Genomic DNA, 12,359 nt, shown 5'->3' on the forward strand with positions numbered 1-12,359 from the left:
CCCGCAAGGAGCCCCAGACATGACCAAAGCGCCCACGCTCACGCCCTTCCAGCTATTGCCGCATCTGCTGCCCCCGGTGCAGATCGACGCCGAAACCTTCGTCAACATCCGCCGCCAGATCCACGCGCAACCGGAACTGGGCTTTGAGGTCGGCGCGACCAGCACGCTCGTTGCAGACCTGCTGAAAAGCTGGGGCTACGAGGTCCATACCGGCATCGGCAAGAGCGGCGTGGTCGGCCAACTGAAGGTGGGCAACGGCACGCGCAGGCTGGGCATCCGTGCCGACATGGACGCGCTGCCCATCATCGAAGCCACCGGCCTGCCCTATGCGAGCCGCAACCACGGCAAGATGCACGCCTGTGGCCACGACGGCCATACCGCCATCCTCCTGGCGGCCGCCAAGGCGCTGGCCGACAGCCGCAGCTTCGACGGCACGCTGAATCTGATCTTTCAGCCCGACGAAGAGAACCTCTGCGGCGCTCGCGCCATGATCGAGGACGGACTGTTCGAGCGTTTTCCCTGCGATGCCGTCTTCGCCCTGCACAACATGCCGGGCGTGCCGGCTGGCAGCTTCCGCGTATTGCCGGGGCCGGTGAGCCTGTCATCCGATGTGGCGGACGTGATCGTCAAAGGGGTGGGCGGGCACGGTGCAATGCCGCACCGCGCGCGCGACCCGATCGCAGCGTCGGCAGCGATCGTTACCGCGTTGCAGACGGTGGTCGCACGCAACGTGGCTCCCGACGATACCGCCGTGGTGTCGGTCGGGTTCATTCGTGGCGGCGCCACGCACAACGTGATTCCGGAAGCGGTCACAATCGGTCTCAATGTGCGCGCGGCGCGGCCTGAAACGCGTGCCTTGGTGGAGCAGCGCATCCGCGAGATCGTCAGCCTGACGGCGCAGGCGCACGGCGTGGAAGCACAGGTCGACTACCGGCAACTGACGCCTCCCATGGTCAACACCGAGGCCGAAACCCAGCTGGCGCAACAGGTTTGCACCGAACTGGTCGGATCGGACAACGTGGTCACGCAGGCGCCCAAGGGGCTCAATGGCAGCGAGGACTTTGCCTGGATGCTCAATGAAGTGCCCGGCTGCTACCTCATCCTGGGCAACGGCGAGGGGGAATTCGGCGGCTGCATGGTTCACAATCCGGGATATGACTTCAACGATCAGGTCCTGCCACTGGGCGCGGCCTGCTGGGTGCGACTGACGCAAGCTTTCCTGAAGGGCTGACCACTGCCATGTACGCCGACCTCTCTGCCACAGCCAACCAGGACATCGTTCAGTGGAGCGCAATCGAGCTGTCCACGCGCATCCACAGACGCGATGTGTCCTGCGTCGAAGTGATGGAAGCTTTCCTGGCACAGATCGACCGCCTGAACCCGGCGGTCAACGCCATCGTCGCGCGGGTCGACGCCGAAGCGGCGCTCGAACAGGCCCGCATGCGTGATGCGCAACTGTCGCAGGGGCGGTCTGGCGGCTGGATGCACGGTTTTCCGCAGGCGCCCAAGGACCTTGCCGCCACAGCGGGCCTCGTCACGACCATGGGCAGCCTGGCCCTGGCGAACCACGTGCCGACGCACGACAGCATCGTTGTGGAGCGCCTGCGCCGCCAGGGGACGGTGCTGGTCGGCAAGACAAACACGCCCGAGTTCGGCCTGGGCTCCCATACCTATAACCGCGTCTATGGCACCACGGGCAACGCCTGGGCCCCTGCCCGCTCGGCCGGCGGCAGCAGCGGCGGCACGGCCGTCGCGGTGGCCCTGAACATGCTGCCCGTGGCCGACGGCAGCGACATGATGGGTTCACTTCGCAATCCCGCAGCCTGGAACAATATTTACGGGCTGCGGCCCAGCCTCGGCCGCGTCCCTTATGGTCCGACCGCCGACGTGTTCTTCCAGCAGCTCGGCACGGAAGGCCCCATGGCACGCAACCCGCAAGACCTCGCGTGGTTGCTTGCCACGCTGGCCGGATACGATCCGCGCGCGCCGCTCTCGCTGGGGGACGATCCCTCGTGCTTCACCCAGCCGCTGCAACGCGACTTTCGCCAGACCCGCATCGGTTGGCTGGGCGACTTGGGCGGCTACCTCGCCATCGAGCCCGAAGTGATGGCCGTCAACACCCGGGCCTTGGAGACGTTCCACACCCTGGGTTGCCACGTTGACGCGGTATCCCCCTTCTTCCCGATGGACGCGCTGTGGGAGTGCTGGTGCACGCTGCGCTCGTGGATGGTGTCCGGCAATCTGGGACCGCTGTACGCCAACGCGCAGACACGGGAGCTGCTCAAGCCCGAAGCCATCTGGGAAGTCGAACAAGGTCAGCGCCGCAGTGCAGCCGACATCAGCCGTGCGACGGCCACGCGATCGCGCTGGTACCAGGCGCTGCTGGCCCAGTTTGCACACTACGACTTTCTTGTCCTGCCGTGCAGCCAGGTCGCTCCGTTTCCCGCAGAAGAACCCTGGCCCAAGACAGTGGCTGGCCGCGCCATGGACACCTATCACCGCTGGATGGAGGTGGTGATTGGCCCGACACTTGCCGGCGTGCCGGCTGCCAGCCTGCCGTCGGGCTTCACGGCAGACGGTCTGCCGCTTGGCCTGCAGGTCATTGCGCCGCCGCGGTCGGAATTCGCCTTGCTGCAGCTCGCGGCCGCCTGGCACGAGGCATTCGCGCCAGCGCAGCGGAGATCGCCACTCCTGGGCTGATCCCCTCGCGAGCCTGCGGGTCGGCGATGACCGCTGCACGCTACGACGCGGCGCTCAACTGGCGGTCGTTCGCGCCGCTGTCATCTCAGCGCGACACAGCTGCAGCCAGTTTCATACGGCGCGCATGCCCGCATCTTCAATGCGTGCGGTGGGGCTCACCGCCCAGAACACATACCGGCGGATCACGGGTCCCTCGAACGGCTGTGCCAGCGTGCCCGCCTGCAATGCGTCTCGCACCAAGGGCAGGTTCGTCAGAATCTCGCCCTGTCCGGCCAGTGCCGCGCTGATCGCATGGCCGCCGCCGCGGAAGCGGCCTAGTCGATCAGCCGGCCATCCGCCTCGAAGAACGGGTGTGGGCCGTCAAACTCGCCCACGTACGCGAGGTGGCTCACCAGCCCCTGGCCCGGCACCCACGCGTGGACCTTGTACGCGGGCGGCTCCATCACGAAGCCGGGCGTCGCGTCGGGGTCCAAGTCGAACGCGACCTGATGCGCCGGTGAGGGGCACGTCGATGCCACCGTGCCGGCAAAGCGCACGTCAATGGAGCGATGCAGATGCCCGCAGATGATGCGCTCGACGTTGCCGGCGGCACGCACGATCTGTGCGAAGGCCGGGATGTCTTCCTCGGCCAGCGATTGCACGTCCATGTGGCCGATGCCGGTGGCGAACGGCGGGTGATGCATCGCGATGACGGTCGGGCGTTGCGTTTCATACGCCAGCGCTTCGGCCAGCCAATCCAGGCGCTGCACGCCCAGGCGGCCACCCGGATGGCCGGTGTCCAGCGTATCGAGCACGATCAGGCGAGCGTCGCCAATGTCCGTCCAGTACTGGAAACCGCGTGTGTCTTGCGCGGTGGCCGGAATGGGCGCAAGCCAATCGGCAAACGCTTCGCGGGCGGCCTCGCGGCCGTCGTGGTTGCCCAGTACGGGCAGCATGCGGATGCCAGCCGCATCGAGCGGCGCCAGTACGGCGCGCAAGTGCGCGTACTCCTCCGGCGCGCCAGCGTCCACGAGATCGCCGGTCAGCACGATGGCGTCCGGTTTCTCGGGCTGGGCCAGGATATGCGCCACGCAGCGCGCCAAATAGGCCGCCGAATCCACGCGCCGATACGCGAGTCGCCCCGGGCGCTTGATGTGAAGGTCGGTCAGTTGCAGGAAATGCATCGGCATCAGGCCTGCAAGGTCAGGAGGCGCTCGGCCGGAACATCAAAGCCGATCGCATGGCCAGGCGTAAAGAGTTGCCGGCCGGGGACGTCGATGAATAACGGCGTGGCTGACATGCCCGCCACGCGGACGCGGGTGCGGAAGCCGAGAAACACCGTTGATTCGACCTTGCCCTTGAGGGCGGCGTGCGCCGGATCCACCAGCACGGCATCTTCGGGGCGGAAGAACACGGCGTCGCCTTCGCCCGCTGGCACGGGCAAGCGGCCGCCTGCGCAGACGAATGCGCCGTCCTCGCGCCTACCATCTAGACGGTTCATGACGCCGATGAAATCCGCCACGTGCCGGTTGGCCGGCTGGAAGTAGATTTCGCGCGGCGTGCCGATCTGCGCAATGCGGCCGGCTTCCATGACTACGATGCGATCGGCCAGCGCCATCGCCTCTTCCTGGTCGTGTGTCACGTAGATGGTCGTGATGCCGAGGCTGCGCAGCAGGCGGTCCATCTCGGCGCGCACGGATTCCCGCAGCTTGGCGTCGAGCGCCGTGAGGGGTTCATCAAGCAGCAGCACGCGCGGCTCGGGCGCCAGCGCGCGCGCCAGGGCCACGCGTTGGCGCTGCCCGCCGGAGAGCTGATCCACACCGCGGTCTGCATACGGCGTGAGGTGCATCATCTCCAGCAGCGTGTTCGCCCGGGCGCTGATCTGCGTGTCGGACAAACCGTTCTGCCGGCGCTGGATGCGCAGGCCGTATTCCACATTGCCGCGCACGCTCAGGTTGGGAAATAGCGCGTAGCTCTGGAACACCATGCCGACGCGGCGGCGCTCGATCGGGCGTGCGGTGACGTCTTCGTCGCCAAAGTGCACGGTGCCGCCGGCGTCCGGCGCTTCCAGCCCCGCGACGATGCGCAGCGTGGTGGTCTTTCCGCAGCCCGAGGGGCCGAGCAGCACGACGGTCTCGCCCGCCGCGATGTCGAGGTCCATCGACTCCAGCACGCGCTGGCCGCCGAAGTGTTTTCCGCAGCCACGCAGCCGGATCGGCACGGGCGCGAGATGTAGAGGTTCGGTACTCATCGGGAAGCCTTTCCGTTGTTCACCCGCAGGCCGCCAAAGCGCTGCATCAGCACCAACAGCGGCACGATCATGACGAAGAAGATCAGCGTGTAGGCGCTGGCAATCTCCAGGCGCATCGACGCATAGGTATCGGCCAGGCCGACCGGCAGGGTTTTGGTTTCCGGTGTGTGCAGCATCCAGGTGAGGTTGAATTCGCCCACCGAGAGCGTCACCACTGTCAATGCCCCGGCCAGGATGCCGGGCTGCACGTTGGGCAGAACGATGGTGCGAAAGCGCTGCCAGAACGACGCGCCCAGGCTGGCGGCGCCCTCCTCCAGCGTCTTCAGGTTCTGGCCTGCCGCCACGGCTGCAACCGAGCGCACCATGAACGGCAGCGTAAAGACCACATGCCCGACGACGATGAACCACAGGCTCTCGCGAAAACCGCCAAAGCCGCCATAGGCCACGATCAACCCCAGCGCCGTCGCCAAGCCGGGCAGCGCCACGGGCAGCGTCAGGAATTCTTCGATCAGGCGGCTTGCACGGCTCTGACGCCGCGCCAGTACATAGCCCGCAGGCACGCCGGCCGCGAGCACGATCACCAGCGTGCACAGCGCCACCAGCAGTGACATCCAGATCGACGCCTGATACATATCCCAGACCTGGGCGACCCAATCGAGCGTCCAACCGCTCTTGAATCCGCGGATGTAGTTACGTGTCAGGCCCACGGCCATCGACAGGATGACCGGGACGATCAGGAACAGGCACAGCAGCAGCGTGATACCCCACTGGGCAGCAGACAAGGCGCGCTTCATGCTGCCGCCCCCGCTTGTCCGCCAGCCGCCGTGCGCGCAATCGCCAGCACCAGCCACGTCACCACGCCCAGCACCACAGACAGCGCCGCCGCCATCGCAATCCCGGCGTTGAGCGTGAACTCGGTATAGATCGTCATCGGCAACACGTCGATATCGGTGGCGAGCGTAAAGGCGGTGCCGAACGCGCCCATCGACGTGGCAAAGCAGATGGCCCCCGAGGCGATCAGGGCGGGCGCGAGCCCGGGCACCAGCACATCGCGCGTCACCTGCCACGACGATGCACCCAGCGAGCGTGCCGCCTCTTCCAATGAACGATCGAGCTTTTCCGCCGCTGCCATGACCGTCAGCACCACGCGCGGAATCGAGAAATACAGGTAGCCGAGAAACAGCCCGCCGATGGAATAGGCGAAGACCCATTTCTCGCCGACGAGCTTGTGCGTGAGGTCACCCAGCAGGCCCTGGCGCCCGGCCAGCAGGATCACCATGAAGCCGACCACCACGCCGGGAAACGCCAGCGGAAACGTCAGCATGGCGGTAATCATCCGCTTGCCCGGCACGTTGTGGCGCACCAGAAACAACCCGGCGATGGTCGAGAGAATGAGCGTCGCCAGCGTCACCGCCGCGGACAGCACCACCGTCGAGAACAGACTGCCCAGGTAGCGCGGTGTGGTGAGCGCCGCCGTGTACGTGGCGACCAGCCCTTCGCTGCCGCTCACACGCAGCAGCGCGGCCATCGGCAGCAGCCAGAACGCGCAGAACAGCGCGACGGCCGGTGCCAGCAACGCCACCCGCCACCGTGCGGGCAACACCGCATCGTCGGGCAAGGTGGTTCGGGTGACGGTGCTCATGCTCAGCGGACCTCGTTCAGGTAGCGCGTGCCAAACGCCTGCTGGCCGGCTGCCATCTTGTTGAAGTCGACCGTCTTTGCGCGGGCGTATTCGCTGGCCGGCAGGAAGCGCGAGGCGGCTTCCTTGCTCATGGCGCTGGCGCGCACCGGGCGCAGGTAGGCGTTGGCCCACAGCGTCTGACCTTCGTCCGACAGCACGAAATCCAGCACCTTCTTGGCATTCTCGGCATGCGGCGCACCAGCGGTCAGGCTCATCACGTACGGCACGGCAATCGTGCCTTCCTGCGGAATCACAAACTCCACGTTGGCGTGATCCTTGTACTTGGCGCGATAGGCGTTGAAGTCATAGTCCAGCAGGATGGGGATTTCGCCTGCCACGACGCGCGCGTAGGCCGTCTGCTTCGGCACGATCGGGGCGTTCTTCTTCAACTGCTTGAACCACTCGATGGCCGGGCCGAAGTTGTCGAGCGTGCCACCCAGCGCCTGGTTGACCGCCACGGCGCCCACGTAGCCGACAAAGGCGCTGCTCGGGTCCAGATAGCCGACCATGCCCTTGTATTCGGGCTTGAGCAGATCCTTCCACGAGCGCGGCACGGGCTTGCCTTCCAGCGCGTCCTTGTTGACGAAGAAGCCCAGCGTGCCGGAGTGGATCGAGAAGAACGCGCCATCCGGGTCTTTCATGCCGGCCGGAATGTCTTCCCAATGCTTGGGCTTGTAGTTGGCGACCAGGCCCTTTTCCTTGGCCTGATACGCGGACGTGATACCCAGGTAGGCCACGTCAGCCACGGGGTGCGATTTCTCGGCCAGCATCTGTGCGATGGCCTGGCCGGAATTCTTGTTGTCGAACGGCACAGTGATGCCGGTCTTTTCCTTGATGGCCTTGATCTGGCTGGCCCAGTCGGCCCACTCGGGCGGGCAGTTGTAGCAGATCGCGACTTGCTGGCCAGCAGGTTGAGCCTGCACCGGCGCAGCCAGGGCAAATGCGCCGGCTGCCACGAGGCCGCACGCGCGCAGCCATTGAACGAGACGTTTCATCGAGACGCTCCTTGCGTATCAGACGTGAGGGAAGAAACAACGGAGAGAGACGCTTCAGCCGGCGCACGGGCCAGCGTGCCGCCCGCCAGCAGGCGGTGCGGCAACGTAATCGAGGGCACCGCCTCGCCAGTGATGCGGCGGGCCAGCGCCATGGCTGCATCGGTGCCGATCCTGCGATGCGGCTGCGCCACCGTCGCCAGCGTGGGCGAAAGCCACTGCCCCATCGCCAGGCCATCGAAGCCGACGACGCTGACGTCTTCTGGCACGCGCAGGCCCATCTCGCGCAGCGAGCGGATGGTGAGCAACGCAAGGCGGTCGTTGCTGCAGAAAATGGCGGTCGGCCGCGGCGGCGCCAGCAGGCGGGCCAGCTCGGCTGGCAGCATGGCGTCGGCATTGAAGTCAATTTCGACCGGCGGCTGCGGCGCAATGCCGGCCGCTTCCAGCGCTTCGCGGTAGCCGTCGTGGCGCAGCGCCGCACGGTCCGACGCCGCCAGCGTGCCGGTGAGCATGCGGATCTGGCGGTGGCCCTGTGCGAGCAACGCGCGGATGGCGTCGCGGGCGGCCGCCCGGTTGTCGACGGTCACACAGCAGCGTGCAGGAATGCGCGCCTGGCCGACCGTGTCGTTGTAGACCAGCACATAAGGCACATGCTCGGCGTCGAGGCGATCGAGGTGCGGATTGGCGGCGGCATCGGCCACGGTCAGGATCAGGCCGTCGACGCGCTGCTCGAGCATGGTCTCGATGGCGCGGGCTTCACGCTCTCGGTCGTAGGCGGTGGTCATGAGCATCACGCGCTGGCCTGTGATGGACGCAGCCTCCTCGATGCCCTGCATGCATTCGGCAAACACGGGGTTGGCCAGTGATGGCAGCACCACGCCCAGCAAGCCCGTGCGCTCGGCGCGCAGCTGGCGGCCCAGCGCGTTCGGGCGGTAGTGAAGCGCATCCATGGCGGCCTGCACACGGGCCAGCGTCGACGCGCTCACCCGCTCCGGCGTATTGACCGCCCGCGACACCGTGGCAATCGAAATGCCGGCATGCGTCGCCACGTCCTTGATGCTGCTGCCCACTGCGGGCCCCTTGAAAAGTGTAAACGTTTACATCCTAGGTGCGCGCAATGACTATTTCATGACAATCGATGCTGCAGTGCAGTCATCGCCGCAACGCAGCATCGCCAGGGTTGTGCATGGCAAAGTTACAAAGCTCGCATATGCTTCTTACGAAAATGGGCAAGCGGCGTGCGCCAACGCGCGCGCAGCGGCATGGCCCACTTGCTGCTGTGCTGTTCTCGCTGCCTGCTCTGGAGACCCCATGCGCGTATCGCCCGTTTTTGATGTGCCAACTACCGCCCTGCCCGCGCTGATGCAGCACTACGGCGTCGTGCGAGCGCAATCGCTGGCCCTGGCCGCGCCCCTGTCCGACGCCGATGCCACCGTCCAATCCATGGACGACGCCAGCCCCGCCAAATGGCATCTGGCCCATACGACGTGGTTTTTTGAAGAATTCATCCTGGGCCCGAACGTGCCGGGCTACCGCTCGCCGGACGCACGCTACCGCTACCTGTTCAATTCGTATTACGAGACCGTGGGTGCGCGGCACCCGCGCCCGCGCCGTGGCATGCTCACCCGCCCCACGCTCGACGAAGTGCGTGCCTATCGGGCCCATGTCGATGCGGCCATGCAGCGCTTGCTGGCCGACGGCGTAACGGATGACCTGGCGCGCCTGATTACGCTTGGTCTGCACCACGAGCAGCAGCATCAGGAACTGCTGTTGACCGATCTGCTCCACTTGTTTGCACAGAATCCGCTATGCCCGGCCTATGCAGAAACGCCGCCGCCACGCGTGCATGCGGCGCCCGCGCAACCGGGCTGGGTGAGCTTCCAGGGCGGCGCAGTGCAGATCGGCAAAACCGAGTCCGATGCCGGTTTCATGTTCGATTGCGAAGGCCCGCGCCACACGGTCTGGCTGGAGCCCTATGCATTGGCCACGCACCCGGTCACCAACCGCGAGTGGCTTGCCTTCATGCAGGACGGCGGTTACCGGCAGCCAACGTTGTGGCTCTCCGACGGCTGGGCATGGGTGCAGCGCGAAGGCATTGACGCCCCGCTCTACTGGCGCGCCGGCATGGACGAGGCCGAAGGTTGGCAGCAGATGTCGCTGCACGGCCTGCAGCCGGTGGATCTGGAGGCGCCGGTCACGCACGTCAGCTTTTACGAGGCCGATGCCTATGCCCGCTGGGCCGGCGCCCGCCTGCCGACGGAAGCCGAATGGGAGCACGCCGCAGAAGGCCTCCCCGTGCAAGGCAACTTTGCCGGCCGGGGCGCACTACGCCCGTTGCCCGACCACGACATCGCCGAGGCTAGCAGCCTGCGTCAACTGTTCGGTGATGTATGGGAATGGACCGCCAGCCCTTATGGCCCCTACCCGGGCTTTGAGCCAGCCGAGGGGGCCGTGGGCGAATACAACGGGAAGTTCATGTGCAGCCAGATGGTGCTGCGTGGCGGGTCGTGCGTGTCGCCAGAGGGGCATCTGCGGGCGACGTATCGCAACTTCTTCTACCCGCACCAGCGGTGGCAATTCACCGGAGTGCGGCTGGCGCGGCGGGCGTGAGGCGCCACGCCCGGTAGTTGCGTTGCGTCTAGCGGTTGCTGTCAAACAGCATGTTGGTTGGGGTGCCGATCGTGTCCTGGCCCGCCGGGCGAGGAGCGACGGTGTCCCGTTTGACTGCCGGCATCGGCGCTGGCGCGTCAGGCGCGCTTGCCTGGGCAGGCTGCGAGACTGCCGCTGCGGGCGACGCCACCGGAGCGGGTTTGCCCGCCTGCGCTGCCAGCTTGCGGCGACGCGATTCCAACCCCGCCGCAATCTCATCCTGGTGATACCGCTTGGCGAAGTCGATCACGTCCATCTTCTGCTGGTTGCGCAGGTTCATGTCCGCGCCCTCGTCCAGCAGCAGCTTGACGGTGGTGATGTGCCCGCCCATGGCTGCCATCATCAGCGGCGTGGTCGCGTTGGGGCTTTCCGCATCGATATAGGCCGCGTGGTCGAGCAGGTATTTGACGATGTCGTCATACCCGTTGGTGGCGGCGTAATGCAGCGCGGTCCAGCCGGTCTTGTTGACCTCCACGTCGTAGGTTTCCACCAGCAGCTTCACCATGGGCAGCAGGCCCTGGTAGGCGGCCATCATCAGCGCGTTTTCGCCGGCAGCGTTGGTGCGCTCGAAATCGATGTTCTTGGCGCGGATGAGCGCCTCGGCCACCTCGATGTTCTTGTCCTTGAGCGCATCCACCAGTAGCGGCGTGCCGTCGCGCGTGTTCAGGTTGGGGTTGACGCCCTGGGCGACATATTTCTGCACCAGCGCCGGCCGGTTGTACTCAACCGCCTCCCGCAGGTCGTCTTGCGGCGTGGCGAATGCGACGCCAGACAGCGCCATCACGAGCCCTGCGGCTACTGCGGTTTTTTTCATAGAGCGCTTCAAGTTATCGCGGTATTGCCTTGAAAAGATTGAAGAAGTTATCCGTGGTAGCGCCAGCGATACGGTCCAGCGGTTCGCCACGCAAGGTCGCCAGGAACTCGCCCACATGGCGCACATAGGCGGGCTCGTTCGTCTTGCCGCGGAACGGTACCGGTGCCAGATACGGCGAATCGGTCTCGATCAGCATGCGATCCAGTGGCACCTTCTTGGCGGTTTCCTGCAGGTCTACCGCGTTCTTGAAGGTGACGATGCCTGAGAACGAGATGTAGAAACCGAGGTCCAGCGCGGCCTTTGCCACGTCCCACGTCTCGGTAAAGCAATGCATGACGCCGCGCGCGGCCTCTGCGCCTTCCTCGCGCATGATGGCGAGCGTGTCATCCGCCGCCGACCGGGTGTGGATCACCAACGGCTTGCCGGTCTGCTTCGAGGCGCGGATATGCGTGCGGAAGCGATCGCGCTGCCATTCCATGTCTGCAACGGAGCGCCCGTTCAGGCGGTAGTAATCGAGCCCCGTCTCGCCGATGCCGACCACGCGCGGATGATCCGCCAGCGCCAGCAGGCGCTCGAGCGTCGGCTCTTCGATACGGGTGCCTTCGTCAATGTCGGCTTCTGCATCGGGGTGCACGCCCACCGTGGCGTACACGTTCGGCTGCTGCTCGGCGATCTCCAACACACTCGGGAAGTCTTCCAGGGTGACGGAAATGCACAGCGCGTGCGTGACGCGGTTTTCCTTCATGCGCGTGAGCAGTTCAGGCAGGCGCGCGCGCAGATCGGGGAAATTGATATGGCAGTGGGAGTCGACAAACATCGAATAATCAGAAAGTTACAGCACAGGTTTCATGTGCTGCAGCAGAAAAAACATCAGAGCGTTTGCGTCGGTCGCTGCGAGTTGATCTGCTTGCCGAGCAACTCCTCGATCACGCGACGCAAAACGCTGCAGGGTTCATCTTCGCCGAAATGTACGCCGATACCGGGCGTCTTGTTGGGCGTGCCGACCGGCGTGATCCAGGCCACCTTGCCGGCCACCTGGTACTTCTGCGGACGATCCAGCAGCGACAAGACAAGGAAGACGTCCTCGCCGATCCGGTATGGGCGCTGCGTCGGAACAAAAATGCCGCCATTCTTCAGAAACGGCATGTACGCCGCGTGCAGGCCGGCCTCGTCCTTGATGGCGAGGGAGACAATGCCGGGACGTGTCGGCGCGCCTGCAGCCATGCCAGGAGCCGGTGTACCGGGGGGCACCGGTGTGCCCGGCGTGCGAAGAGGTGCTGTGCTCACAGAGAT

Annotated in this window: 13 protein-coding genes; 3 read left to right on the forward strand and 10 right to left on the reverse strand. The window is 65.8% G+C overall.

Annotated elements, in window-relative coordinates; translation table 11 throughout:
- The first annotated feature begins 19 nt into the window (after positions 1 to 19).
- Entirely contained in the window at positions 20 to 1,231 is a 1,212-nt protein-coding gene (locus tag R2N03_RS06305; protein WP_316656328.1) for a M20 aminoacylase family protein, read from the forward strand.
- An 8-nt stretch (positions 1,232 to 1,239) separates the two neighbouring features.
- Entirely contained in the window at positions 1,240 to 2,700 is a 1,461-nt protein-coding gene (locus R2N03_RS06310) for an amidase (RefSeq protein WP_316656331.1), read from the forward strand.
- A gap of 111 nt (positions 2,701 to 2,811) precedes the next feature.
- On the opposite strand, the gene R2N03_RS06315 is transcribed toward R2N03_RS06310, so the two are convergent.
- The 7 genes from R2N03_RS06315 to R2N03_RS06345 all read right to left on the reverse strand — a co-directional run bounded on the left by R2N03_RS06315 (position 2,812) and on the right by R2N03_RS06345 (position 8,673).
- The gene (locus R2N03_RS06315) at positions 2,812 to 2,940 is read right to left on the reverse strand and encodes a type 2 periplasmic-binding domain-containing protein (protein ID WP_316656333.1); all 129 of its coding nucleotides are present in this window, start codon (positions 2,938 to 2,940) and stop codon (positions 2,812 to 2,814) included.
- A 74-nt stretch (positions 2,941 to 3,014) separates the two neighbouring features.
- Complete coding sequence (locus tag R2N03_RS06320) at positions 3,015 to 3,863, reverse strand: phosphodiesterase (protein ID WP_316656601.1); 849 nt, start codon at positions 3,861 to 3,863, stop codon at positions 3,015 to 3,017.
- Between the two features lie 5 nt (positions 3,864 to 3,868).
- Positions 3,869 to 4,930, reverse strand: a complete 1,062-nt coding sequence (locus tag R2N03_RS06325) for an ABC transporter ATP-binding protein (protein WP_316656335.1) — start codon at positions 4,928 to 4,930, stop codon at positions 3,869 to 3,871.
- Positions 4,927 to 5,724 (reverse strand): ABC transporter permease, encoded by a 798-nt coding sequence (locus R2N03_RS06330; protein ID WP_316656338.1) that lies wholly within the window; start codon positions 5,722 to 5,724, stop codon positions 4,927 to 4,929. The genes R2N03_RS06325 and R2N03_RS06330 overlap by 4 nt, the downstream gene beginning before the upstream one ends.
- Positions 5,721 to 6,572: an ABC transporter permease gene (locus R2N03_RS06335; RefSeq protein ID WP_316656340.1), complete on the reverse strand. Its 852-nt coding sequence runs from the start codon at positions 6,570 to 6,572 to the stop codon at positions 5,721 to 5,723. The genes R2N03_RS06330 and R2N03_RS06335 overlap by 4 nt, the downstream gene beginning before the upstream one ends.
- A gap of 2 nt (positions 6,573 to 6,574) precedes the next feature.
- The gene (locus R2N03_RS06340; RefSeq protein ID WP_024975671.1) at positions 6,575 to 7,606 is read right to left on the reverse strand and encodes an ABC transporter substrate-binding protein; all 1,032 of its coding nucleotides are present in this window, start codon (positions 7,604 to 7,606) and stop codon (positions 6,575 to 6,577) included.
- On the reverse strand, positions 7,603 to 8,673 hold the full coding sequence (locus R2N03_RS06345) for a LacI family DNA-binding transcriptional regulator (protein ID WP_232042829.1): 1,071 nt from the start codon (positions 8,671 to 8,673) through the stop codon (positions 7,603 to 7,605). The genes R2N03_RS06340 and R2N03_RS06345 overlap by 4 nt, the downstream gene beginning before the upstream one ends.
- A gap of 241 nt (positions 8,674 to 8,914) precedes the next feature.
- On the opposite strand from R2N03_RS06345, the gene egtB reads away from it, so the two are divergent.
- Positions 8,915 to 10,213 carry an ergothioneine biosynthesis protein EgtB gene (egtB, locus tag R2N03_RS06350; protein WP_316656346.1) on the forward strand — a complete coding sequence of 433 codons (1,299 nt, stop codon included), beginning with the start codon at positions 8,915 to 8,917 and terminating at the stop codon, positions 10,211 to 10,213.
- Between the two features lie 28 nt (positions 10,214 to 10,241).
- Here egtB and R2N03_RS06355 read toward each other — a convergent pair whose 3' ends face one another.
- Genes R2N03_RS06355 through R2N03_RS06365 form a run of 3 tightly spaced genes read right to left on the reverse strand, consistent with a single transcriptional unit; the run spans position 10,242 to position 12,353 of the window.
- Positions 10,242 to 11,066 carry an ankyrin repeat domain-containing protein gene (locus R2N03_RS06355; protein WP_316656348.1) on the reverse strand — a complete coding sequence of 275 codons (825 nt, stop codon included), beginning with the start codon at positions 11,064 to 11,066 and terminating at the stop codon, positions 10,242 to 10,244.
- A 13-nt stretch (positions 11,067 to 11,079) separates the two neighbouring features.
- Positions 11,080 to 11,883 (reverse strand): TatD family hydrolase, encoded by an 804-nt coding sequence (locus tag R2N03_RS06360; protein ID WP_316656350.1) that lies wholly within the window; start codon positions 11,881 to 11,883, stop codon positions 11,080 to 11,082.
- Positions 11,884 to 11,936: 53 nt separating this feature from the next.
- Complete coding sequence (locus R2N03_RS06365; protein ID WP_316656352.1) at positions 11,937 to 12,353, reverse strand: PilZ domain-containing protein; 417 nt, start codon at positions 12,351 to 12,353, stop codon at positions 11,937 to 11,939.
- Between the last annotated feature and the right edge of the window lie 6 nt (positions 12,354 to 12,359).

The organism is Ralstonia condita (assembly GCF_958405655.1).
Lineage (GTDB): Bacteria > Pseudomonadota > Gammaproteobacteria > Burkholderiales > Burkholderiaceae > Ralstonia > Ralstonia condita.